The following is a 23,317-nucleotide window of genomic DNA, read 5'->3' as shown; positions in this document are numbered from 1 at the left end:
CGGCCGATGAAGTACCCACAGTTCTTCAAAGCTTACAAAGATTCGATTAAGAACATCTGGACCACAGATGAAATCGATTTTTCCGTGGATTTTGAACATTTGCGTGATCGTTTAACGGCTCCAGAGGCGCATCTGATCAAACGTTTGGTCGCGTTTTTTGCAACCGCTGATAATTTGGTTGCACACAACTTGGTTTTGAACTTTTACAAGCACATCAACTCGCCTGAGTTCCGGATGTTTTTAGGTAAACAGCTTTTTGATGAGATGCTGCACGTAGAAACCTATTTGTTGCTGGTTGACAACTACGTTCCAGATGCTGGTGAGCGAAAAGCTGCTTTCGATGCGTATCAAAAGATCGAATCCATTAAGCTGAAAGCCGATTTCTGCTTTAAGTACATGGATTCCATCGATAAGCTGGACAGCTTGGATACGCTGGATAAAAAGCGCCAGTTCTTAGAAAACTTAATCTGTTTTGCAGCTTGCGTAGAAGGCTTGTTCTTCTTCGGCTCTTTCGCTTATGTCTATTTCTTGCGCGATAAAGGCCTGCTGCCGGGCCTGGCAACAGCCACCAACTGGGTATTTCGTGATGAAACCATGCATATCCAAGCTGCGATGGATGTCATTGCGGTGATTAGACAAGAATACCCAGAGCTATTTAATGCTGAGCTGACTCAAAAAATCGAAGCGATGGTGGATGAAGCCATTGAAGTTGAAATGGCGTTTTGCAAAGACATTTTAAGCCTGGGTGTCAGCGGCTTGTCCGAACGATCCATGCTGGAGTATCTGAAATACGTTGCCGATCAACGCTTTGTACAAATGGGCCTGCCACGCAAATACAAGACTAATAACCCGTTTCCGTTTATGGTGTTGCAAGATTTGCAGCCGCTAACGAACTTCTTTGAAAAACGTGTGACTGAATATCAAAAAGGTTTTGATATTAGTAAAGACGCAGTCGTTTTTAACGAGAGCTTCTAAAACTGCGCCACATCGTCTTTGCGGGAAGCCGCAGGCGATGAGGCACTCTATTTCTCCAATATTATTACTGTCTTGACTTGTTTAACCATTAGATTCGTAATACAATAGATTTATGAATCTATTTTATACTCTTATTGTCCTATCTGCCTTCGCAATCGCTGGTTGTACGGAAAAGCAACCTACTGAAAAAAATTTAGAACCATCCAGTTCTCATCTCGAACCTGTGATCGAATCAGATCCACCGCCACCCAACGTTCAGCAGCCTCCGCCTCAATCCCGCCGCCCCGTGAACCATCCAGTCACACCGTGGCCACCGTCTCAACCGCCTTCGCTTCAGCCCTCAAACCCGTCAGTGAACCACTCAGTTACACCCTGGCACCAGCCTGTAAACGAGCCAGTTATGCCGGCATCTATTCCTCAAAAGAGAAACTTATCTGAAAACCTGCAGGGTAAATGGCAGCAGCATTGTACTCAATTGGTATACGCATCGGATGGCCAGAATTACCTCTCCACCAAAAGCCGTATTGAGTTCCCGCAATCTGCAAAGTTAGTTTACGTCTTTAATTTGTATACTGACAATAAATGTGAACAAATTGGCCTACCCACACTAGAGTACAAATGCGACTTTCAAGTAGATGGGGGTATAATATTGCCAAAAAACTGCCGGGTTTTCTTCACTGACAAGGAGGGTGCTCGATCGGCTGAGGTTGTGGGCGTAGCAATTCAGGTGAGCTTAGACCACTCTAAGCTGACGCTTTTGTTTCCAGAGGATGAACCATCAGTAGACAGCATCACTTGGGCCAACCAACGTAAAAAAGTTTACTTTAAAGTCCTGAAATGATTTACTGTATACAATTAACATCTTTGTAGGTCTTTGAATTTAAAGCGTTAAACTTATCTCTGTCTGATTGTTCCCCTGTTGACGTTAAAATAAAAGCAAGTAATATCAACATCTGAATAGGAGTTGTTCAGTGAGATACATATATTTAACATTCACTTTGTCTTTGTTTGCAATGAGCTCTCAAGCTGGAACCAGTTTTTTGCAGAGATCTAAATCGGACCAAGAGAAGAAGGAGGCTGGATCAGTTCGTCCAGCTGAGCCACCAACTACTGAATCAGTTCCCGCTTTTGATTCTTGGAGTAACGCCTTCGACGCCTTTACCTCTATGCCGGGAACTGTATTTGATTTTATTCTTACTTCTTCGATTAAAGTCAGCGACACTGCATCTAATTTTAGCCCTCCGACTTATACTATTTTTGGCGCTCCGACTGGCAGCGACCCGCAGCCTTATGACAAGGCCTTTTCTTTTACTTCTTGGAGTAATGCCTCCGACTCCGTTAGCTCTGCATTGAAAACTGCTGTTGAAGAGAACTTGTCTCCTTCTACCTTGGGTTACGCCTACGAAATCGGTGCCTTTGCTGCGCATACTTCGTTTATTTTTGGCGCTACGAAAATTATTTCCGCTACATGTGTATTCGGTGTGCCTGTAATACCAATCGCAGGCGTTGGCGTATTGGCTTATGGCATTTATGACGGTTGCTCACGTTACATTGAAGAAGGAGATGCCTCGACTGCTGTAACGGCGCAAGTTCCATTGTTGCTAACCGGTGCAACGCTAGTGGGCGGCTCTGCGGCCATTAAAGCAGCTCCAGTGCTCGCTCAAGCGCTTAGATTGTCATATAATGCGGAAACAATTTTGGGTTGGGGCCAGTGGGAAAGCACCCAGCGGTTAAACGAACTACTACAAGGGTTCAACCAACATGCAAATCCGTATTATGTCATACCCTCTCAAGTGCATAATGCAGTGCACTATGCCTCGAACGAGCTTGAAGTGATACCGTATCAACAGGACGAAGTTAAGGCTAAGGAGCTCCAAGATGCCCGTGCAAAAGTAAGAGATATCATGGAGTCTTTGAAAGTTGGAACAGCTGCCTTTTCTATGGGATGGGACATTATTAAGGGCCTATCTTTCATGCATAATGCTTTTAAACGAACCGGCAATGTTGCCAGTGACAATCAAGGGAAACTTGTGAGGCGCGAATCACAAGAGTTTAAACAAGCCGCGGCAGAACCCGGCTTAGGAGCCGCCCACACTGGAGGAAACAGTCCAGCTGCACCAACTCCCCAAGCTGCAGCAGCACTCGATAGTGTGCTGGATGTTGCTGAACTGAAAATTGTGCCACTGGACCCTAACTTGGGAATTAACCCATCAGCTTTATTGGAAGAAGCTAATCGTGCCGCGGATGGACGTTACGCATATGAAAATAGATTTACTGCAGACGGTCTTATCCCTCCTTTAGCCCTCCCGATTGTAGTAGGAGGAGGAGGAGGCAAGTGGCTTGCAGCTGATTCGGTCTTTATTTCAACTTTTGAGCACGTGGGTTGGAAAGGTGCGAAGATTATGAATGTTCCGATTGTGAACTTTATGTACGCTGAAGCGTTTACGCCTGAAGTTTTGATGCTTTTTGTCGAAACTGGTTGCTTGGTATGTTGTGTCCTTGTGACTTCTACACCCGTGCAATCTGCGACACATCAAGACGCTCAATTGGCAACGGGTGTGTTTAACAATTGTAACATGCTATCTGACACGAAGCGGGTGCCGGTAGGTGATTCAAGGGATAAGATTTTGCTCGTAAATGGCGACAGGGTGAAAGTTGTATTTATGTGTGGAAAAGAAGCTGGTAACCAACTTACTCTAAATTGGGTAAAAAATCTTTTGGCTCTTGAGCCTCCGCCTGCAGACATCTCGCCCATTGTAAGGGTGGCTGCCTCGCTAGATACAACAAGGGTTTCATCGAGCGACCCGCGTTTCATAGTGAATAGCGACAGGAAAATTGTGATGTCGGATGGAAGCGCACTAACGGCTGCAAACACTGCAGCAAACGCTGCAGCAATGGTTGCACTTAATAGCTATCCAAAAGTCAGATTTGACATAAATTCGGAAGCCGTACCTGGAAAACCGTTAGAACAGCGTTTTAGGTTTACTATAGGAATGCCTCTTGGTTTTAGGTTTATAGGTTATAAGAGAAAACTCCAGACTATAGGTCGTTTACAGGAAGAGCAAACGATGTTCATCTTTGGGTTTCAAAATGCAGATGGCGTGATAATTGCTTATAGGCAGAACACTGGTCTTGGAAGCGACATGCTTGGAACTGACGACGAAGTTCCGCACTATAGAGTCAGCGAAACAGGAGACAAGGTTGATTTTACTTTTCCTTCAGGACAGACAGACCGCATTTGTAAGCATTTTGATTTAGAGGCTAGTTTAGGTTTAGTTTATGAAGATGCAAAAGGATATAAACTTGGAAGGCAAATAACAGCTGAGGAAGAAGTAACAGAAGTACTGCTAGTAGCAGCAGAAGCAGCACGGGAAGTAGCAAATAAAGCAGAAGAAGAAGCAAAAGTGGCAGCAGCAGCAGTAATATCGGCAGCAGCAGGGGCGCCAACAGAAGCAGGAGTAGAAGTAGAAATAGAAGCAGCAGGAGTAGTATCAGTAAAAGCAAGGGCAGCAGCAACACGGGCAATGACAGCAGTACAAGCAGCATATACAGCAGCAACAGCAGAAGCAGCAGCAGAAGCAAAGACAGCAGTAATACAGGAAATGGCAGCAGTAGAAATAGCTTTAGCAAAACTACCAGGTGTAATACTAGAAATAAGAGCAAAGGCAAAAGCAGCAGTAGCAGCTTGGAAAGTAGCAGCAAAAGAAGCAAAAGCGGCAGCAGCGGCAGATGCAGAACTATTAAGTCGACAATAGCTAATTGAGAAACGCTTGAGGATGAGGATAGCGAGTAAACAATTGATAGGTATAGCAGCTGAGATTTTTCTTTAGATAATCTTGGTGGCGCTTCTCTGCAGGCTTAAAGGGCCTGCATTTTTTTGTTGCTCGGGTGATATTGCGAACCAATATTAGGCCTCATAGGCTGGTTTGCCCACTGAGGTCAGTTGGCTGACACTGCCGGTAGGTATGAGTTCGGCGCGGTGGTAGTTCCTGGGGGTAGGGCTTACTTCGCTTACGCTCTTAATGCCTGAGCCATCTTCGAAAAACTCGATTTTATAGGGTAGGGCATCGCCCGTTAAGAATAGTTTATCTGGCGACAGCTTTAGGTGAAGTTTAAGCAATACACGCCCTTGTACCAGCTTGGCTACTTCTTTGGGGAAGCCTTGTTGCTCTAAAGCAGGGATTCCGTAGTCTCTTCTTTTTAGCCAGACCTTACGCCCAAAGGCAAAGCCAAAAAAGCGTTGTTTGCCGCCATGAACGGTTTGGCTGCCAAAAACGATGAAACCGATTTGTTTCAGGATCATTCGCTCTCTATCCCAGATGCTTTGATTTGAATTCGATTGGCGCTCCCAAGCGCCACTGATGGGATAAATTAGCCCAAGCACGCTTGAGATAACTAAAAAAGCTAGTAATAAGATGCCGATAACCCACATAAGTACAAAAAGTGTAAGGATTTTTAGATGGACATGCAACCAACAGACTTAAAATGGATGCGTGAAGCATTGGAGCTCGCGAAACAGGCCGCAGAAATAGGGGAAGTGCCTATCGGTGCGGTGGTTGTCCTTGAAGACAGACTCGTGGGCAAAGGCATGAACCGCCGAGAAATTGACGCTAATCCCTTGGCTCACGCAGAAGTTTTGGCCATTGCTGACGCCGCGGAAAATCTGGGCCGGTGGCGCCTATCCGGATGTACTTTGTATGTAACCGTCGAGCCGTGTCCCATGTGTGCCGGGGCATTGGTTAACGCGCGTGTGGACAGATTGGTTTATGGCGCACAGGATCCGAAGGCTGGCGCGGTGCAGTCTTTGTATCAAATTACGACGGACGCCCGATTAAACCATCGGATGCAGGTAACCGGGGGCGTATTGGCGGCTGAATCCGGCGATTTGATGAGCGGATTCTTCAAACATTTGAGATCCCGTCGGCTAAACGACCGATAGATCGTTCTAACCGGTTTAGCTAAAATCCCACTTGGGGATTTCATGCTTAAACTTGGGATATTTCTATGTGCGGCCTATAGCCTTTGGGCTGGCGATTTTTACATGCGCTATGAGTCTATGGAACACGCGCGTGCTGGCGACGAAATAGTCTTAAAAATCGGTGAGCAAGCTGGCCGAAAAAATGTGCTGCTGAAGCTTCAAAATGGGTTGGATATTGGCTTTGGTGATTTGATGACGCTTGGGGATTTTTACGGCATCGTCGGGGCACCTATCTCCTCTGCGCCTGATTTGAAATCAAGGCGTGACCGATTTACACAGGCATTTAATACCTTTTCGGCCAGTTTAAGCTCGGTTGAAGAAACCAAAAGCATCTTAGCCGCCATTCGAGAAGGTCCTTTGGCTTTGAAAGATGACCAGCATCGCCGGTGGAACTGCCTAACGGGCGGCGCTTGCTCTGGATATTTTTGGTGGTTGTCGCCAGGGCGCTACTTAAATCTGGCCGAGCAAGATTTTGATCATTTCGGAGACAACGCTGTCAAAGCATACATTGCCGGTCATGAGGCTGCGTTGAGTGAAGCAGTTAAAGGCAATTTGGGCAGAGCCTATGCGATGGACGGGTTTGCCTGTCATTTCTTGTCTGACCGTTTTGCTGCAGGGCATATTCGCACACCGCGCGATTACTTGGCTCTCAATGTAACGCCCGCATTTGTTGGGTCTCTGCTGGCAGGTTTCATGCACGATGAAGAGAATTTAGCAGGAGTGCATGTTGTTAACGAATACGGTGATCGTTGGATCGCCTATGGAGATGAGCGCTACCAAGATCCTCTGAATTCGACCAATAAGGCGATGATGCTAAAAGCACTTCAGGCGTCAGTGGATGAAGTCTATTTGGCTTATCAAACGAAACAGTTACCTGCAAAATACCAACATTTAGCGCTTTTACCTATGGCAGTGGAAAATGGCGCAAATGGCAAAGTAGATATTGCTCCGCTGTTTTATTGGGACCGTTCGGCGCAAAAGGTTATGCGCCGTAACAATTTAGGCGATGCTCGCGATTACAGTTGGACCGCCGACTGGTACGGCTGGAGTACGTTAGCAAAGCTAAAAGCCATGTGACACCCGATTGACGCCTAAGGCCTTGATGTCTATATTTAATGGCCTATGAATGACAACACTTCAGAAATACAACAAGCGGATGAGCAACTGCCTGAGCCTGAAAAGCTGGCCTCGGATGAATTGGCTGCTCTGCAAGACCGTTTTTTGAGACTGGGCGCTGAATTCGAAAACTTTAAGAAACGGGCCGATAGAGACAGACAAAGCTCAGTGCGCTTTGCGAATGAATCGATGTTAACCGATTTGTTGCCTGTTTTGGACCATCTCGAACAAGCGGTTAACGCTGCTGGCGCTGATTCGGAAAATCCGATTGTTACCGGCGTTAAAATGGTTTTGAAACAGTTTGAAGATACCTTAGGTCGCCACGGTATTAAGAGCTTTAGTGCATTGGGTGAGAATTTTGACCCCAATAAGCATGAAGCGGTGGCGGAAAATGAAGATCCGGCGGCTGAATCCGGCAAAGTTATTCAGGAATATCAAAAGGGCTATTTTTTGAACGAACGTTTGGTTCGTCCGGCTCGAGTTGTGGTTGCAAAATGAAATTTGTTGATGAAGTTAAATTGTACGCCAAAGCGGGCGATGGCGGTAATGGCTCTGTTTCTTGGCGCCGTGAAGCCTGCGTTCCGATGGGCGGGCCTGCCGGCGGTGATGGCGGCGATGGCGGCAACGTTATTTTAGAAGGTGATGAAAATCTGCATTCGTTGCTCGATTTTCACTATGTATTTCAATTGGTGGCAGATAGTGGCGAAAATGGCCGTTCAAAAAACTGCTACGGCGCCATTGGTGAAGATGTTATCCGAAAGATCCCGGTGGGCACTCAGGTGTTCGATGCGGACACGGGCGAGCAACTCGCTGACTTTACCGCTCATGGTCAACGCGTGGTGATTTGCAAAGGCGGCTCCGGTGGCTTTGGTAACACGAAGTTTGCGACCGCGACCCGGCAAGCCCCTGATTTTGCAAAACCAGGCCTGCCAGGACAAGAAAAGAACCTCCGCCTTAGCCTGAAGCTCATGGCCGATGTAGGCCTTTTGGGCTTTCCGAATGCGGGTAAGTCAACTTTGCTATCTCGCTTAAGTGCGGCTAAGCCAAAAATCGCCGATTATCCGTTTACCACATTGATCCCTCAGCTTGGGGTGGTGCGCGGGCCAGATTATCACACCTTTGTTATGGCAGACATTCCTGGGCTCATCGAAGGCGCTTCGCAAGGAATTGGTCTCGGGGTTCGCTTTTTGAAGCACTTAGAGCGCGTGCGCGTGTTGTGCCATTTGATAGAGCCAGGCGATGATTTGTGGCAGCGTTACCAAATTATTCGTAACGAATTGGCTGAGTTTAACCCTGAGCTTTGCGATGTGCCGGAATTGGTTGTTTTGACTAAATCAGACATCGTTTATGAATCTCAAAAAGATATATTTTTAAAGCAGAATATCCCAGTGATGGAAATATCCGCAGTAACCGGCAAAGGAATTGATGAATTACGTCAAAAACTTTGGGGGTTTGTAAGCGGAGTTCTCTTGGCCTCTTGAGGCTTTGATGCTAGGGTCTGTGCCCTATGACTACTAGTTATGATGCTTCTTCTATTAAAATTTTAGAAGGTCTTGAAGCCGTTCGGAAACGCCCTGGAATGTACATCGGCGACACCGATGATGGTTCCGGTCTTCACCACATGGTTTTTGAAGTTGTCGACAACTCTGTTGACGAGGCATTGGGCGGTTACTGCGACACAGTCAGCGTCACCATTCATGAAGACGAAACCATTAGCGTCGAAGATAACGGACGCGGTATCCCTGTGGATATGCATGAATCCGGCAAGCCTGCTTGCGAAGTGATCATGTGCGTGCTTCACGCCGGTGGTAAGTTCGACCAAAATTCATACAAAGTATCAGGGGGTCTGCACGGCGTTGGTGTGTCCGTTGTGAATGCTTTGAGTGAAGAGCTTGTTCTTGAAATCAAGCGTAATGGAAAGCTTTACCGCCAGACTTTTAGTAAAGGCGATCCAACTTCAGGCCTCGAAATCATCGGTGAATCCACCAGCACAGGCACGAAAATTCGCTTTAAGCCCGATTCCACCATCTTTACCAATATCGCTTTCCATTTCGAAGTTTTAGCCTCACGTTTGCGTGAACAGGCTTTCTTAAATAAAGGCTTAATCGTTAAGATCGCTGATTTGAGAACCGGCAAAGACAAAGAATTTGTATACAAAGACGGCATTAAAGAATTTGTTCAAATGTTGAACAAAAACAATTCGCCGCTCAACAAAGAACCTGTTTATATTACCGGCTCTAGGGTGATGGGCGATGATCCTAAAGGCCCGCAGTGCATGGTGGACATCGCCATCCAGTGGAACGATTCCTACCAAGAACATGTGTTCTGTTTCACCAACACCATTAAAAACGGCGACGGTGGTACCCACTTAGCAGGCTTTAGAGCGGCGCTTACTCGAACTTTAAACACCTACGTAAATCGCGTGTTCCAAAAGCAAGTCGAAAAAAGCGTGCTCTCGGGCGAAGACATGCGTGAAGGACTAACAGCGGTTATCGCTGTCAAGCTTCCTGATCCAAAGTTCGGCTCGCAAACCAAAGACAAGCTGGTCTCTTCTGAAGTTCGAAGCGTGGTCGAAGGTTTGGTCGCTGAGCAATTAGCTGCCTGGCTAGATGAACACCCAACTGAAGCCAAACAAGTTTGCCAAAAGGTTATCGATGCCGCCAGAGCGCGTGAAGCTGCTCGTAAAGCACGTGAACTAACTCGCCGAAAAGGTGTCTTGGATGGCCTAGGCTTGCCGGGCAAGCTCGCTGACTGCCAAGAAAAAGACCCAACCCTGTGCGAAATCTTCATCGTAGAAGGGGACTCTGCGGGTGGCTCAGCCAAGAGCGGACGCGATCGCAGAGCTCAAGCGATTTTGCCCTTACGTGGTAAAATTCTAAACGTTGAAAAAGCGCGTTTCGACAAGATGCTTTCTAGTCAGGAAATCATCACGTTAATTACCGCGCTAGGAACTGGCATCGGCCCAGACGAGTTCGATGCAGGCAAAGTTCGCTATCACAAGATTGTGCTGATGACCGATGCGGACGTTGACGGTAGTCACATTCGAACGTTGTTGCTCACTTTCTTCTATCGCCAAATGCGCGAGTTGGTTGAACGTGGTTATCTGTATATCGCTCAGCCCCCGCTGTATAAAGTTCAAAAAGGTAAAAAAGAAACTTACCTGAAAGACGACGAAGCTTTAGAGCACTTTTTGGTCAACAACATGCTTGAATCCATTGAAGTGCATTCAGGCTCAGGCAAGGTTTCGGTAGACGATCTGCAAAAAGGCGTCACCAGTTTGTACGCTTATCAGCGCTTGTTGGAGCGTATCCGCAAACGTCAAGATCCCGATATTGTGGATGCTTTGGTCAGAGCTGGCCAGATCGAAACCTTGGAAGTTGATGCGCTCGTATTGGAGCGACATCTGACGCTTCATGCACCGCATGTTATGCCGATCTCGGTCAAATCGAGTGAGCTTGAAACAAGAATCGAGAGTTTACACAATGGCGCCCCGGTGCAGACTGTGGTCAACGACGCGTGGCTCAAAAGCGTGGAACTCAGAGAGTTGAAGCGGCACGCTTTAGGCAGTGCTGTGCTTGGCGAAGGTCCTTACCGCGTGGTCAAATCTGGCGGCGAGTTCGAAGCTCAAACTGTGTTTGAACTGGCGGATCATTTGGATCAACTCGCTCGTAAAGGTCAAACCATCCAACGTTATAAAGGTTTGGGCGAGATGAACCCTGGCCAGCTATGGGAAACCACCATGGATCCAGCCAACAGGACCTTCCTGCAAGTGAAGATCGAAGATGCCGTGGATGCCGATGAAGCATTTTCTGGTCTCATGGGCGATGAAGTTGAACCAAGACGAGTATTTATTGAGAAAGCTGCCCTCGATGTGGTAAACCTCGACATATGATGAATTACGTGAGGGCGTTGCTTGGGTGTTTGCTGGTTTCTGTCACTTTGCATGCGGATGAGATGCAGGTAGATCCAGCAGGCAGCTTCAGCATCCTCATACCTTCTGCGTTGCTACCTTGCGCTTTATCTGCAGGCAGTTTGGCATGCCCAGTTAATAATTCGGCGTTAACCATTCAAGTTCAAAAGGCGCCTTCAAGCGGTGCCTCTGCTGCTTTGATGGCTCTGAACGCAGAAGACAGCGTGAGCAGCAAACCAAACTTTCGCATGGTGAAAAAAGAGACCGTTTCGATCGATGGTACAAAAACCATTGTTCAAACCATGACTTTTAATAATCTGGGCAATGTGACTTTGCCGGTCATGGTTCGCACAGTCAATGCTGTGCTTGGCAACAAGACTTTTGAGCTCGAAGTGGCCTGTAATCAAAGCACCTGTGGTGGATTGGTAGATGCCTTCGATCAAGCGCTGGCGTCTTTGCATTTGGCAAAACCCGGTCAAAAACTGAAATCCAATAAAGCATCCGGCTCAGGCCTGCAAAATTTGTTTGGAAACTTCAGCTTTTAGAGCGCTTTAGGCTCCATTGACTAAAGGTCTAAAACCCTTCAGAATCGTTGGTCCTATGCAAGTCAAAACCCCTCTTTTGGTCGGTGGAAGCCGTAACCAACATGGTACTCGTATTGCCCGCAAGGTCGTGTGCCAAAAGTGCGGCCGCGCTGACCATATCAACAGCAGGCCTTCGAAGACTTCCGGTACCTACTGCCGCGAATGTGCCACCCAAGTGATGGGCGCGCTCGAAGTCGGTAAAAGAGCGCCGCGTGTGATGCGCACGCATAAGTGCTCGAATTGCCAACAGGATTTCGAGTTGCCAGCGGCCATGGAGCCGAAAAAAGACTGCACTTGCGGCAACTGCCTGAAGGGATTTGAAACTTGGCGTGGCTCAGCCAGTATGTCTGTAGAAGATCGTGAATCGATGGTCTTAGAAAAACGGCCTTCTGGACTCTTAATCCGAAAAAATAATAACCAATGAATTTCGAACAACTTTTAAGCCCAACGCAATATCTTGCAGCCACTGTGATGGATGCGCCTATTTGCATCTTAGCTGGCGCGGGCACAGGCAAAACGCGCGTTATTACACATCGAATCGCCTATTTGATTTCCAAAGGCGCAAGGCCCGACAGCATTTTGGGGCTAACTTTTACTAACAAAGCCGCGCAGGAAATGCGTGAGCGGGTTGAGCATTTGGTACCCGGCGTCTCTCGTCAGATTGAGTTAGGCACTTTTCACGGCATCGGCGCTAAGCTTTTGCGGCGTTATGGGCATTTTGTAGACGTTTCGCCCAACTTTGTAATCTACGATTCTTCTGACAGCGACAAGCTTTTGAAAGATATTGCTTTGGTGAAGCTTAATCTTTCCAAAGACTACCTATCTTTCTACAGCGACCAAATCGACAAATGGCAAAACGAAGGCATTTTGCCGACCGAGGCTGATTCACATGGTGACCAACGCATCATGCGGGCGCGTGAGCTATATGCACTGTACGAGCAACGACTCCAAGAAGTTGGCGCCCTAGATTTTAACAGCATCTTGCTAAAAGTGAGGCAGTTAGTTCAACACCCAGAGGGCCTTGCTGCACTCAGCGAGCGGTTCAGACATGTTCTGGTGGACGAGTATCAAGATACCAACAAAGTCCAATCTGAAATTGTCTACGCCATTGGCGGCAACGCTGAAACGCTCGCCATTGTGGGCGACGACGACCAATCCATCTACGGCTGGCGCGGCGCGAAGCCATATAACTTAGAAGAATTTCTAACCCGAATGGCAGGCGCCAAATTGTTTAGGCTGGAAGAAAATTACCGTTCAACTACAGCGATTTTAAATACAGCGAATGCCATTATTTCAAATAACGACCGCCGTTTGGGCAAAAACTTGATTTCCATGCGCGGTGCCGGTGAAACCGTGCGCGTGATTAAAACCAGCAGCGACCGCTACGAAGCTGAGCTCATTGGCTATCGCATCGAAGATAAAATTCGCAAAGGCCAAAGCCTAAACGAAATTGCTGTGCTCATGCGCGCAAATTCGCAGTCCCGATCATTTGAAGAAACGCTTAGAGCTTCAAGAATTCCTTATCGTTTGGTTGGTGGCGTACGTTTTTACGACCGCAAGGAAATCAAAGATATCTTGTCAACTTTAAGAGCCGCTCTAAATCCTAAAAGCGATTTGGATTTGGTCAGAGCAATGCTCGCATCGAAACAAGGCGTGGGCGCGACCAGCTTAGGCAAAACGCAAAACTATGCCTCGGCACACGGCTTAAGCCTAATGACCGTGTTCCTATCCAAAGAAATGCTACTCAAAGCAGGTATTTCCAGCAAAACCGCCGCAAAAATCCAAGCTTTCGCTCAGTCTCTCGCAGAGCTAGGCGTGTTGGCTGAAAAAGACATCAACGCTGCAGAAGCCATCCAAAGAGCGCTGGATATCAGCGGCCGCGAAGAGCACATGGAGCCCGAGCGTGTCGAAAATATCGAACAGCTTATCTCCGCCGCTCAGCAATACGTGGATGACTGCGACGTGTACGATCAAGAGCCCAGCGCGCTCGGCTTTTTAGAGAATGCCGCTTTGCTATCAAGCGCCGATGAATCCAATGCTCAAAACGTTGAAGGTGCTGTCACTTTAATGACCTTACATGCTGCGAAAGGGCTTGAGTTTGACTACGTGTATATGGTTGGCATGGAAGAATACGGCTTTCCGCATGCGCGCGCTCTGGAAGAAGATGCAAAACCAGACCAACTCGAAGAAGAACGCCGCTTAGCCTACGTAGGAATGACCCGCGCCCGTAAAGAGCTGGTTTTGACCTACGCAACCAGGCGCTTAATAAGGGGTCAAATCAAGGGCAGGGCGCCCAGCCGCTTTCTGCGCGAATTACCCACGGACTGGGTAGTGGGCGATTTGCCGATGGCCCGGCCCAGTTGGTATTAAGCTTTTTCTCTTGCCCAGAATCTTAACTGCTGACAAGTTTTAAGGAAGTTTTTAGTCTCTGCAACCTTCTTCAGTAGTATGCAACCTCCATCTAGCTCGTCTGCAATGCCGGCTTTTTCCAGTAACGGCTGGGCATCCTCTGTATAGGCAATAAATTTATTGTGAGCGAAAGCATCGGCAATAAAGTCTCTTGCTGCTGATTTCCCAATCAACTCCTTAGCGCCTGTCGGCGAAGTGAGTAGCGCAATCGCGTCAAATATCACCGATGGTCCTCCCTCTAACTTGTGTTGAGCTTCTTGCCACGTGCCGTCGCTTAGTTTCACGCCGCCGATGGTGGGGGCTATTACTTCTAGATTGGCATCTTCTCCAGAAACGGCTTTTAACAAAGCTTTAAATAGGACTGCGTTGGCACCATCTGTGACCAATACGCCCAACTTGCGGCCTTTAAAACTATTGGGTGGGTTTTTCAGTATGCTCAGCGCGTTGGACGGCTTTAAATTTTTGCGCGTTGGTTTTGCTGCGGGCAGGGGTTTGGGCATTTTGTCTAGGCGTAAACCTGCCGCTACTGTTTTGGCGAGTCCGCTTTCAATGTTGAGTAGGTGCGAAACAATTCTGCTGCGAATGTCTACGCGCTCTACTTTGCTGAGCTCGAATACCAAAGCATCTGCAATATGGTTTTGCTCAATGGGCGTTTGGCTCATGTAGAATTGACGCGCCTGAGAGTAGTGGTCTGCAAAGCTTTCTGGGCGTATTCGCAGCTTAGCTCCTGATTCAGTGGCTTCGAAGCTTTTAAACCCGCGGGGCGTTTCTCTGGGGCCGCCTCCAAGGCCTAAAGAGTTGGGTTCGTAATTTGCTCTACCTTTAGGATTGAACATAGCCATGTGGCCGTCTTGTTGAAAGTTAGCGAACGGGCATTTGGGTGCATTAATGGGGATATGGGTGAAGTTTGGACTGCCCAGGCGCTTGAGCTGCGTGTCTAGGTACGAAAAGTTACGTCCTTGGAGCAGGGGATCGTTGGTAAAATCGACCCCGGGCACGATGTTTTGAGTACAAAAAGCGACGTGCTCAGTTTCGGCGAAGAAGTTATCGACCATTCTGTTTAATACGAGTCGCCCAACCCTACGAACTGGCACTTCTTCTTCGGGGATAAGCTTCGTGGGGTCTAGAACGTCGAAATCGAATTTCTCTGCGAATTTTTCGTCGAATAGTTGCAGGCCCAGCTCCCATTCAGGGAAATCGCCATTTTGGATGGCGTTCCATAGGTCTCGGCGATGAAAGTCTGGGTCGCAGCCGTTGATTTTAACGGCTTCGTTCCAAACGACTGACTGAAGGCCTAGCTTTGGCTTCCAATGAAATTTAACGAATGTCGATTTACCCTTGTTATTCACCAGTCTGAACGTGTGAACGCCAAAGCCTTCCATAAACCTGAAAGAACGCGGGATGCCTCTATCAGACATGGCCCACATAATCATGTGCATGCTTTCAGGCATGAGGGAGATAAAGTCCCAGAAATTATCGTGCGCGGTGGCTGCTTGGGGGAAGCCTCGATCCGGCTCATCTTTGGCCGCATGAACTAAGTCTGGGAATTTCATGGCATCTTGGATGAAAAACACGGGGATGTTGTTGCCCACAATGTCCCAATTGCCTTCTTGAGTGTAAAGTTTCACCGCAAAGCCTCGTACGTCACGGGCCAAATCTGCAGAGCCTTTGTTGCCTGCAACAGTGGAAAAGCGAACGAAGGCCGGTGTTTTTTCGCCTGGACGCTGAAACAAATCTGCAGAGGTTATGCCCGAAAGAGACTGATAATTTTCGAAAAAGCCATGCGCGCCGTAGCCACGAGCATGGACAACACGCTCAGGGATGCGTTCGTGATCGAAGTGAAATAGCTTATCGCGTAAGACGTGATCTTCAAGCAAAGCCGGCCCACGAGCGCCCAAGCGTAACGAGTTTTGATCGTCACTGATAGGCATACCCTGCTGGGTCGTTATTGGTGCAATCTTTCCTTGGGCAGTTTGGTGGGTTTCGGCGGGATGCGAGTTTGGCTTTTTTTGAATTGGCATGGTTCATTTGCTAACAAATCCATGCAAGCCGTCAAGGAAACTATTGTGATGCCGTTGTGGCGACGACGTTGACGGTAATAATGTCGTTTTGGCCGAAGGCAATTTGATAAGTTCCCGCCTCAGTCGGTGTAAATAGTTTATTGTAAACGCCATCGTTAGGCGCATCGTCCCCATCGACACCATCGTCATGTAGGCCAATATTCGGCAGACCAACGGGATTTGGGTTGGCGCAATTGATGCTTAGCCAAGACAGTAGCAAAGTTTCGCCCAATCGAATGGTGGTATTGGCTGTTTTGGGACTCAGCCTCCCTGCTACCGTTTGATTGGTGCATGATAGAGAACCAAAACCGTTGGTATCAATGAGGCGTACGCGTCTGCTGGTAAAGATATAGGGGTCTAAAGAAGCGGTAGGCAGTCCACCAGCAAAAATCAAATTCTTGATGCCAATCCAGGTTAAATCGGGATTATTACTTTTCAAAGCAGCCACCATCCCGGTGACAAATGCGGTGGAGGCAGAGGTGCCGCTCATAAATCCATATTTGCCGTCGAGTTGCGTGGTGTAAATATCGATTCCGGGCGCGATAACGTGCACTGAGTGTTTGCCATAATTGGAAAAAGAAGCCAGCGAGCCTGTTCTGTCCGATGCTGCCACAGCAATGGAACTGCTTTCGGTTGCATTGGCAGGAAACACAAAGAACGTGTCGTTGTTGCCCTTTCGACTATCGGCAGAAGCAATAAATAGGATTCCCAAACGTTGATGCTCTTGGACGGCGGTCTTAAAAGCCATGGAAGGTCGGTTCCTGCTCCAGGAGTTATTGGTGGCGATGATTTTCACAGGACTGTTCTTGCGCACCGCAAGTTCGGAAAAGTAGTCCATGCATGCTAACGCTGAAGCGGTATCACCAACGCCTTCGGCATTCATAAACTTGCATGGGATAATAGACACCTTTTGAACCACACCAGACACACCCATGGTGGGATTTTTTTCTGCGCCAATAATGCCGGCGATTTGAGTGCCATGGCCATTGTCGTCCATCGGATCGCCCGTTGCTTCAATGCCGTTGATGCCGTGCACATCATCGATGTAACCGTTATTGTCATCATCGACGCCATTGTTTGGAATCTCGAGAGTGTTTACCCAAATGTTATTGCGCAGGTCTGGGTGGTTATAATCGACCCCAGAATCTAAAATTCCGATAACAACACTTTTATCACCCGTGATTTGGCTCCAGGCAGGTCCAGCGTTAATCCCGGTAGGCCCCAGGCCCCACTGGACATCAAATAAAGGAGTATCAGGAAGTTCCTGTGTTGCTCGCATTTGGTAATTCAGTTCGACGAATTGTACTCGTGTATCTTTCTGGTATATTTCTAGCGCTTTGGCTGTGAGGCTGGCTGGAATTTGTACCAGTTCAAGACCTGCTGGGTGGGTGTACTTCCGAACGCGCTTGGCATGCGCATGTTCATGGATGGTTTGGCGAACAGACTCGGTGGTATTTGGCCTAAACTTGACTAAGTAGCTTCCTGGTTTTTGTGAAAGCGCCCCCGCAACTGCCGGTAAAGACAGGCAAATAACTAAAATCGTGCGATAAAACGCCCCCATAATACCCCCTTGTCTAAAGATGATAATACAGAGGGATTCTCAAATACAAACGCATCTCACTAAGCCTACACCGGTGCCCGCCAAGTACAGTTCACCTTTTAGGTCTTTAGGCCTTAGGTAATCCTCTGCAATTTCAAAGCCCTCTAGCTTTGCTTTTTGCAAAATCATTTGGCGAGTAATTCCGCAAAGGCCGCCTGCCAGGCTTATTAATGTTTTTTTCCGACGTAGGATGAGGCTACTTTTGCTGCCATCGACCACATAACCACTTTGGTTTAACAGGAGACCTTCGAATGCATGATGCTGTTGTGCTTGACGGAGAGCTTCGTCGTAAACGGCCCTTTGATTGGTTTTAATATTTGATATCACAATTTGATCTGAAATGAAGACTTTCACTGGCTTCGTTTGGGCCTCTTCGCAAGCTCTCGTGCCAAGCGTGTAACCATCTTGATTTAGGCTGATACGAAGTAAAAACGGCTTATGGCTTAGCTTTATTAGTTTAAGGCACTCGCCGATTGGAAACTCGAAGCTTTGGTATTTAATATCGGCGAGGACAGCATGTTGCCACAACCGCCCTAGATGGGCCTTCCAAAATAAAGGACCGTCTTTGAGCACCATGATGGTTGTAAAAACTTCAAGCATAGAGTTGGTAAAAGTTATTTAACAGCTCCAGCCCTTGTTCGCTTAAAAAGCTTTCCGGATGAAACTGCACGCCTAACATCGGCAGTTGGACATGAGAAATAGCCATAATTTCGCCGTCACCAGTCCAGGCATCAATGCGAAGACTTGGGCCTAAATTGGCTAAGATAAGTGAGTGATAACGTGCAGCTCTCGTTGGATTTGCGAGGCCTTTAAATAATCTGTCGCCGCAATGCGTGATAGCATGTGCCTCCCCGTGAATGGCCCTAGAGGCTCTCATCAAGTTTGCGCCGAAATATTCGCCAATGGCTTGGTGGCCTAAGCAGATCCCTAGGGTCGGAATTTCTGCTTTAACGGCAGCATCAAGCCATTGCATTAAGAGACCTGAAGTCTTTGGCGATCCAGGCCCGGGGCCCAATATCAAATGCGTTATCCCTGTAAGTTCAGGTGTTTCTAGGTGGCTGCGAACCTCAACGGACGGGCTGATACGCTTTAGGTAGTCAACAATATTGTAACTAAAAGAGTCGTGATTTTCGATCATTAAAACAGGCATGATTCAAGTTGATAGGGAATTTGTGCGATCGCAAAAGAGGCTAATTCTGCTAGGCACAATGCTTGATGTGCATAAACTTTGTCAACGGGTCGCATGTGCGTAAGCAGCGTCAGAGGTACACTTTCGTGCCCGCCTTCATCGTTTATCTTTTTATGAATATGAAGTGATTTAGCCGCGGTAAATTCGGCGGAGTTCTCCAATAGCTCTGCCAGGCCATCTTTCTCTTTAAATTGAGGCTTTTCAAAAAAGTCCAGATTGATGCAGAAGGCTAAAAAGTTTTTTTCGGCTGAAACTCGCAGTATGTTCATCAGTGCCTGCGTGGCATCAAGTGCGGCCCAACTTGGCGACTGCGCATTTAAAGCTAAAAGGCTGCGCCCTAAAAGTTTGTCATGACCTCGTTCAGCGTTCATGAATGACGCTAGGTCTTGAGCTGCAGACCCGGCGAGATCCATGGCCGGCTCCAGCGAAGATTGGCATTGCTCAGTTACATAGTGATTTTGTCTGACGAGCGTGGCGAGCGCCTGCTTTCGCGTTGGGATATCTTGTATGGATGCAACTTTTTGATAGAGCTCATCGATTTTATTATCTGAGCAGTCCAAATAGTGAAATCGTCTCGCAATACTTAATAAAGTTATAGGGTCATAGAAAGCACAATCTCCTATGGCAGCCATTTTTAAAATTGCATCGTGATCCCATGTCCACTCTTTCTCAAAAAACGCGTCAGCTTCGATGCCTAAACTTTGTGCGCAGCTAGAAGGCGACTCGCAGGCGAGCACTTCTTTAGCAAAATGTGCATCGGTTCCAAACGGGTAAAGGCGGGGAAGGTGGTACACGATGGGTAGGGTACTCAGGCCAGCCCAAAGCTCTGCAAGGTCTGGGCTTAGCGTTGGTTTATCGATATGGCTCGTTAAAGCCTGGAAGTTTTTTGAGTTTGGCACCACTTCGAACTCGCTCGTGAGCCAAGGACATTCTAATGCAAATTGGCCTCTACTGAGATCAGTGGCTTTGAATAAAACTTCTTCGTACGGCCAAAACTTCATGAGCTCTCCTATTACGTGGGAATAAGGAGAAACCCATGACAATTAGTTCCAAGATCAAAAAGTCAATTTCTGCAGCAAGCTTACTGGCTTTGTCCAGTGCGAGTGGTTTAGCGGCTATCAAGACCCCTGCCGATGCAATCAATCAATTAACCGGACCCAATCAACCCATGCGGGGGCCCACACGATCGCTTTGTGTTTCAGTGACACCATACTTTATTTCCGGTTGGGGAAGCCCAGGTTCATTTGTCTCTTTACAAATGGATGGCGTCGCCATGTTTGGACAAGAAAAGGGATCTTGCGCTGGGCCAGGAGATGACGGCAAGTGCGCACCAGGATTTGTCAAAATCACTTCGACGGCGCCGATTGGTTGTATCGTTCCGGTTGCTTTGTAAATACGGCAATGTAAAAACCGTCACATCCCTCTACAGAGGGTAAAAGTTGCCTGCTGCTGACAAGTTCAAGTTCCTCGAAGCTTCGATGGTTTTCCTCTTCCAGTAAAGAGCAGGTGGCATAAATCAGTTTGCCTGTTTCGCTGAGGAGGGTTTTTGCATTGGCGACAAGCTCGTTTTGCAGCTTAACATATTGCTTCAGGTCTTCTTCTTTTAACCGTCCGAATAGATCTGGAGCATGCCTGAGAGTGCCGGTACCTGAGCATGGCGCATCAATTAGAATCCAATCGAACTGGGAGTTGGATTTAAATGTGCGACCGTCCGCAACGACGCGTTGAACGCCATCAATATGAGCCAGGCGTTTATCGTTATTGTCCGCCATGGTGACTTTTGCACCCGTAGCTAGCAAAATGCGCGTTTTACCGCCTGCGCCTGCGCAGAGATCTAATATCCGGTCCTCCGGTGTTCCTTTGATTTGCTCTGCGATGTATTGGCTGCCGTCATCCATCCACCAACAGCCGGGCAAGTCTTTCAAATCGACAGAGTCTGTCTCTAAAATCAAAGCGCGAGATGACAATTTCGAAGGCGTGAAGGGTACCGCCAAGGCCTGCAATTTTTGACCGATCGCCTGGGCAGTACTCTGCCGAATATCGACTGCTAAGACTGGCTTTGCGCGTTGCCTAAGAGAGTGCTCGAGGGCAGGGTAGTTGGTGCCGTATTCTTTTTGTAGACGTTTATTAAACCATTCAGGCCAGGGTTTTTGCCTGAGGCCTGAGAATACTTCGTCGGCAACTTCCCGGCGCTCTCTAGAGCCAAGCCCTCTGCCGCGAGCGATTTCTCGGATTAGCCGATCGACGGGCTCACCCGTAGACTTGTGCCGTGTTAAAATATCTTGGATTGCAATTTGAGTACGATTAAAAGCCAAACTGAGGTTTCCTGTCAAAATGATGTTCTGTTTCAATAAACCTAATAGTGCCGGTGGCGCTTCGCATCACCAATGAATGAGTTTTAGCGCCGCCTTTAAAATAGCGTACGCCTTTGAGCATATCTCCGGAAGTAACACCGGTGGCTGCAAACATGACGTCTCCTTTTGCCAGCTCTTCCAAATGCCATTTTTGGTTAATATCTTTAATCCCCATTTTTAGGCACCGTTCTTCTTCAAGCTGATTTCTGGGAACCAGGCGTGCTTGCATATCGCCGCCAACGCATCTTAAGGCTGCCGCAGCTAAAACACCTTCAGGTGCGCCCCCGGTGCCGAATAGAACATCGATGCCTGAATCGGGCAAACACGTGGCAATGGCCGCGCTAACATCTCCGTCGGAAATCAAGTGAACCCGCGCGCCGGCCTTCCTAACTTCAGCAATCAAATCGTTATGTCTGTCTCGCTCTAAGATAACGGCGGTTAAATCTTCGACATAAACGCCTTTGGCATCCGCAATGGCCTTCAAGTTGTCGGTTGGAGATTTGTCCAGGTTAACAACGCCTCTAGCGGCTGGTCCGACAGCGATTTTGGACATGTAAGTATCAGGTGCGTGGAGCAGTTTGCCTTTTTCTGCCATGGCAATTACGGAAATTGCGTTTGGTCTGCCATAGGCACAAAGGTTAGTTCCTTCGAGCGGATCTACCGCGATATCGACTTCCGGATCCGCCAAATCGCCCTTGCCAACTTTTTCGCCAATAAAAAGCATGGGCGCTTCGTCGCGTTCGCCCTCACCGATAACCACGGTGCCCCGAATCCAAATGCTTTCAAACGCGCTGCGCATAGCGCTGACCGCTGCTTGGTCCGCAGCATCTTTTTCGCCGCGACCCATTAAGCGAGCGGCTGATAATGCTGCGGCTTCGGTCACGCGAATCACTTCAAGTGCGAGGTTGCGATCCATATTAGTCTCCTATATCTTGGTGGCATATGGCGCTTTCATCTCACGATTTACCCCTGGGCACACCTTGTCCGTCTTTTACGCTGTCATCGGTGGATGGCAAGACTTATTCCCTGGCTGACTTTTCGGGGAAGAAGGCTCTACTCGTGGCTTTTATTTGTAAGCATTGCCCTTATGTGAAGGCGATTGAAGATGAGCTTTTGGGGTTGGCTGATATTGATGGTTTGCAAGTGGTTGCTATCTGTTCCAATGACGCGGAAAAATACCCAGATGATTCGCCAGCGTCGCTGCTGCAGCATTGGCGCCACAAAAATTATCGGTTTCCTTATTTAATAGATGCCACTCAGGAAGTCGCAAAATCATTCGATGCGGTATGTACGCCCGACTTGTTCTTGTTTGATGCAGAAAGAAAGCTTTATTATCATGGTTGGTTTAAAGACTTGGAATCAGCCATAAAAGGCTTGTTGAACGACCAACCGCCCCCTGCGAATCAACAGCATTCCATAGGCTGCTCAATCAAGTGGCTTTAATATAAAGTAGACACTTTGCCTTGTGCGTCTTGCACCAGAAGCGATCCGTCTGAATTGAAATCTAAAGCAATTCCGCCGGCTACGGCCTTGCCTAAAGTGGCTGAGCGGCCTTTTAAATAATTCAAGCAAAAGCTGAAATGCCCAGCCCTATCCAAATGGTCGAAATGAAACTCCAGTGAATCCAAAATGGACTCTAGCAAGTCCGACTTATTGCCCATGTAACCGATATCAGACAAAAAACCATACTCTGGCGGCGAACCAACGAGCCGTTGAACGTTCAGCCCGATGCCTACGATAACCACGTCGATAATATTGGCTGTGCTATGTGCCTCGGTGAGAATCCCTGCGAATTTGCGGCTGTCCGGTAGTAATAAATCGTTCGGCCATTTGACTAAGGCGTTCAAATGCAATGATTCAAAGGCTTGCAACAAAGCGGCGGCGGTCACCAAGGTGATTTGAGAAACCTGATGGATTTCAATTTTTGGCCGCAGAATAAAAGAGCAGGCGAGCCCGCCTAGGTAGTGTGACCAGATACGACCGCCACGGCCTTTGCCATGTGTTTGACTGTCGCATGTCACCAGGCTTTTATGTGGCGCCCCATTATCGGCCCATGTTAGTGCAACGGCATTGGTCGAGTCGCATTCGGCCAAGTGTTTTCGAGCAAACATGTAGGTTGTTTGCTGAACTTCACCATGATAG

Annotated in this window: 22 protein-coding genes; 13 read left to right on the top strand and 9 right to left on the bottom strand. The window is 47.9% G+C overall.

Features of this window, described 5'->3' with window-relative positions; translation table 11 throughout:
* Positions 1-6 precede the first annotated feature (6 nt).
* From V4534_04055 to V4534_04045, 3 genes are all read left to right on the top strand, one after another.
* Positions 7-975 (top strand): ribonucleotide-diphosphate reductase subunit beta, encoded by a 969-nt coding sequence (locus V4534_04055; protein ID MES2504032.1) that lies wholly within the window; start codon positions 7-9, stop codon positions 973-975.
* A gap of 112 nt (positions 976-1,087) precedes the next feature.
* Positions 1,088-1,816: a hypothetical protein gene (locus tag V4534_04050; protein ID MES2504031.1), complete on the top strand. Its 729-nt coding sequence runs from the start codon at positions 1,088-1,090 to the stop codon at positions 1,814-1,816.
* A gap of 130 nt (positions 1,817-1,946) precedes the next feature.
* Positions 1,947-4,730, top strand: coding sequence for a hypothetical protein (locus tag V4534_04045; GenBank protein ID MES2504030.1), 2,784 nt, complete (start codon positions 1,947-1,949; stop codon positions 4,728-4,730).
* Positions 4,731-4,882: 152 nt separating this feature from the next.
* Here the strand turns inward: V4534_04045 and V4534_04040 are convergent, their stop codons facing one another.
* Positions 4,883-5,407, bottom strand: a complete 525-nt coding sequence (locus tag V4534_04040) for a hypothetical protein (GenBank protein ID MES2504029.1) — start codon at positions 5,405-5,407, stop codon at positions 4,883-4,885.
* 27 nt (positions 5,408-5,434) lie between these two features.
* On the opposite strand from V4534_04040, the gene tadA reads away from it, so the two are divergent.
* From tadA to V4534_04000, 8 genes are read left to right on the top strand one after another with little or no spacing between them, the layout of a single operon-like run.
* Positions 5,435-5,914, top strand: a complete 480-nt coding sequence (tadA, locus tag V4534_04035) for a tRNA adenosine(34) deaminase TadA (protein ID MES2504028.1) — start codon at positions 5,435-5,437, stop codon at positions 5,912-5,914.
* A gap of 42 nt (positions 5,915-5,956) precedes the next feature.
* Positions 5,957-7,030: a phospholipase gene (locus V4534_04030; protein ID MES2504027.1), complete on the top strand. Its 1,074-nt coding sequence runs from the start codon at positions 5,957-5,959 to the stop codon at positions 7,028-7,030.
* Positions 7,031-7,075: 45 nt separating this feature from the next.
* A complete protein-coding gene (grpE, locus tag V4534_04025; protein ID MES2504026.1) occupies positions 7,076-7,567 on the top strand; it encodes a nucleotide exchange factor GrpE in 492 nt (163 codons plus the stop codon).
* On the top strand, positions 7,564-8,550 hold the full coding sequence (obgE, locus tag V4534_04020; protein MES2504025.1) for a GTPase ObgE: 987 nt from the start codon (positions 7,564-7,566) through the stop codon (positions 8,548-8,550). Before grpE ends, obgE begins: the two co-directional genes overlap by 4 nt.
* A gap of 26 nt (positions 8,551-8,576) precedes the next feature.
* On the top strand, positions 8,577-10,961 hold the full coding sequence (gyrB, locus tag V4534_04015; protein MES2504024.1) for a DNA topoisomerase (ATP-hydrolyzing) subunit B: 2,385 nt from the start codon (positions 8,577-8,579) through the stop codon (positions 10,959-10,961).
* Entirely contained in the window at positions 10,958-11,524 is a 567-nt protein-coding gene (locus V4534_04010; GenBank protein MES2504023.1) for a hypothetical protein, read from the top strand. Before gyrB ends, V4534_04010 begins: the two co-directional genes overlap by 4 nt.
* A 55-nt stretch (positions 11,525-11,579) precedes the next feature.
* Positions 11,580-11,987: a hypothetical protein gene (locus tag V4534_04005; protein ID MES2504022.1), complete on the top strand. Its 408-nt coding sequence runs from the start codon at positions 11,580-11,582 to the stop codon at positions 11,985-11,987.
* On the top strand, positions 11,984-13,933 hold the full coding sequence (locus V4534_04000; GenBank protein MES2504021.1) for a UvrD-helicase domain-containing protein: 1,950 nt from the start codon (positions 11,984-11,986) through the stop codon (positions 13,931-13,933). The genes V4534_04005 and V4534_04000 overlap by 4 nt, the downstream gene beginning before the upstream one ends.
* Here the strand turns inward: V4534_04000 and V4534_03995 are convergent.
* From V4534_03995 to V4534_03975, 5 genes are read right to left on the bottom strand one after another with little or no spacing between them, the layout of a single operon-like run.
* Positions 13,930-15,993, bottom strand: a complete 2,064-nt coding sequence (locus tag V4534_03995; GenBank protein MES2504020.1) for a catalase — start codon at positions 15,991-15,993, stop codon at positions 13,930-13,932. The genes V4534_04000 and V4534_03995 overlap by 4 nt on opposite strands.
* A gap of 40 nt (positions 15,994-16,033) precedes the next feature.
* Positions 16,034-17,593 (bottom strand): S8 family peptidase, encoded by a 1,560-nt coding sequence (locus V4534_03990; GenBank protein ID MES2504019.1) that lies wholly within the window; start codon positions 17,591-17,593, stop codon positions 16,034-16,036.
* A 39-nt stretch (positions 17,594-17,632) separates the two neighbouring features.
* Positions 17,633-18,232 carry an aminotransferase class IV gene (locus V4534_03985; GenBank protein ID MES2504018.1) on the bottom strand — a complete coding sequence of 200 codons (600 nt, stop codon included), beginning with the start codon at positions 18,230-18,232 and terminating at the stop codon, positions 17,633-17,635.
* Positions 18,225-18,782, bottom strand: a complete 558-nt coding sequence (locus tag V4534_03980; protein MES2504017.1) for an aminodeoxychorismate/anthranilate synthase component II — start codon at positions 18,780-18,782, stop codon at positions 18,225-18,227. The genes V4534_03985 and V4534_03980 overlap by 8 nt, the downstream gene beginning before the upstream one ends.
* The gene (locus V4534_03975) at positions 18,770-19,822 is read right to left on the bottom strand and encodes a hypothetical protein (protein ID MES2504016.1); all 1,053 of its coding nucleotides are present in this window, start codon (positions 19,820-19,822) and stop codon (positions 18,770-18,772) included. The genes V4534_03980 and V4534_03975 overlap by 13 nt, the downstream gene beginning before the upstream one ends.
* 35 nt (positions 19,823-19,857) lie before the next feature.
* Here V4534_03975 and V4534_03970 point away from each other — a divergent pair, with 35 nt between their 5' ends.
* Positions 19,858-20,214, top strand: a complete 357-nt coding sequence (locus V4534_03970; protein MES2504015.1) for a hypothetical protein — start codon at positions 19,858-19,860, stop codon at positions 20,212-20,214.
* Here V4534_03970 and V4534_03965 read toward each other — a convergent pair.
* On the bottom strand, positions 20,168-21,136 hold the full coding sequence (locus V4534_03965) for an RsmB/NOP family class I SAM-dependent RNA methyltransferase (protein ID MES2504014.1): 969 nt from the start codon (positions 21,134-21,136) through the stop codon (positions 20,168-20,170). The genes V4534_03970 and V4534_03965 overlap by 47 nt on opposite strands.
* Positions 21,126-22,091 (bottom strand): class II fructose-bisphosphatase, encoded by a 966-nt coding sequence (glpX, locus tag V4534_03960; GenBank protein MES2504013.1) that lies wholly within the window; start codon positions 22,089-22,091, stop codon positions 21,126-21,128. The genes V4534_03965 and glpX overlap by 11 nt, the downstream gene beginning before the upstream one ends.
* Before the next feature lie 26 nt (positions 22,092-22,117).
* Here glpX and V4534_03955 point away from each other — a divergent pair, with 26 nt between their 5' ends.
* Positions 22,118-22,618, top strand: a complete 501-nt coding sequence (locus V4534_03955) for a thioredoxin family protein (GenBank protein ID MES2504012.1) — start codon at positions 22,118-22,120, stop codon at positions 22,616-22,618.
* Here the strand turns inward: V4534_03955 and V4534_03950 are convergent.
* Positions 22,615-23,286, bottom strand: a complete 672-nt coding sequence (locus tag V4534_03950) for a biotin--[acetyl-CoA-carboxylase] ligase (GenBank protein ID MES2504011.1) — start codon at positions 23,284-23,286, stop codon at positions 22,615-22,617. The genes V4534_03955 and V4534_03950 overlap by 4 nt on opposite strands.
* Positions 23,287-23,317 lie beyond the last annotated feature (31 nt).

It is taken from the genome of Myxococcota bacterium, from assembly GCA_040387835.1.
GTDB lineage: Bacteria > Myxococcota > UBA727 > UBA727 > JABDBI01 > JAZKCZ01.
This window is presented reverse-complemented; position numbering and strand designations above follow the sequence as displayed.

Bases quoted from the DNA above. Each gene is read 5' to 3' on its own strand.
- V4534_04055 (MES2504032.1), top strand. From the start codon at position 7: ATGAAGTACCCACAGTTCTTCAAAGCTTACAAAGATTCGATTAAGAAC.
- V4534_04050 (MES2504031.1), top strand. From the start codon at position 1,088: ATGAATCTATTTTATACTCTTATTGTCCTATCTGCCTTCGCAATCGCT.
- V4534_04040 (MES2504029.1), bottom strand. From the start codon at position 5,407: ATGTGGGTTATCGGCATCTTATTACTAGCTTTTTTAGTTATCTCAAGC.
- tadA (MES2504028.1), top strand. From the start codon at position 5,435: ATGGACATGCAACCAACAGACTTAAAATGGATGCGTGAAGCATTGGAG.
- V4534_04030 (MES2504027.1), top strand. From the start codon at position 5,957: ATGCTTAAACTTGGGATATTTCTATGTGCGGCCTATAGCCTTTGGGCT.
- grpE (MES2504026.1), top strand. From the start codon at position 7,076: ATGAATGACAACACTTCAGAAATACAACAAGCGGATGAGCAACTGCCT.
- obgE (MES2504025.1), top strand. From the start codon at position 7,564: ATGAAATTTGTTGATGAAGTTAAATTGTACGCCAAAGCGGGCGATGGC.
- gyrB (MES2504024.1), top strand. From the start codon at position 8,577: ATGACTACTAGTTATGATGCTTCTTCTATTAAAATTTTAGAAGGTCTT.
- V4534_04010 (MES2504023.1), top strand. From the start codon at position 10,958: ATGATGAATTACGTGAGGGCGTTGCTTGGGTGTTTGCTGGTTTCTGTC.
- V4534_04005 (MES2504022.1), top strand. From the start codon at position 11,580: ATGCAAGTCAAAACCCCTCTTTTGGTCGGTGGAAGCCGTAACCAACAT.
- V4534_04000 (MES2504021.1), top strand. From the start codon at position 11,984: ATGAATTTCGAACAACTTTTAAGCCCAACGCAATATCTTGCAGCCACT.
- V4534_03995 (MES2504020.1), bottom strand. From the start codon at position 15,993: ATGCCAATTCAAAAAAAGCCAAACTCGCATCCCGCCGAAACCCACCAA.
- V4534_03990 (MES2504019.1), bottom strand. From the start codon at position 17,593: ATGGGGGCGTTTTATCGCACGATTTTAGTTATTTGCCTGTCTTTACCG.
- V4534_03985 (MES2504018.1), bottom strand. From the start codon at position 18,232: ATGCTTGAAGTTTTTACAACCATCATGGTGCTCAAAGACGGTCCTTTA.
- V4534_03980 (MES2504017.1), bottom strand. From the start codon at position 18,782: ATGCCTGTTTTAATGATCGAAAATCACGACTCTTTTAGTTACAATATT.
- V4534_03975 (MES2504016.1), bottom strand. From the start codon at position 19,822: ATGAAGTTTTGGCCGTACGAAGAAGTTTTATTCAAAGCCACTGATCTC.
- V4534_03970 (MES2504015.1), top strand. From the start codon at position 19,858: ATGACAATTAGTTCCAAGATCAAAAAGTCAATTTCTGCAGCAAGCTTA.
- glpX (MES2504013.1), bottom strand. From the start codon at position 22,091: ATGGATCGCAACCTCGCACTTGAAGTGATTCGCGTGACCGAAGCCGCA.
- V4534_03955 (MES2504012.1), top strand. From the start codon at position 22,118: ATGGCGCTTTCATCTCACGATTTACCCCTGGGCACACCTTGTCCGTCT.
- V4534_03950 (MES2504011.1), bottom strand. From the start codon at position 23,286: ATGTTTGCTCGAAAACACTTGGCCGAATGCGACTCGACCAATGCCGTT.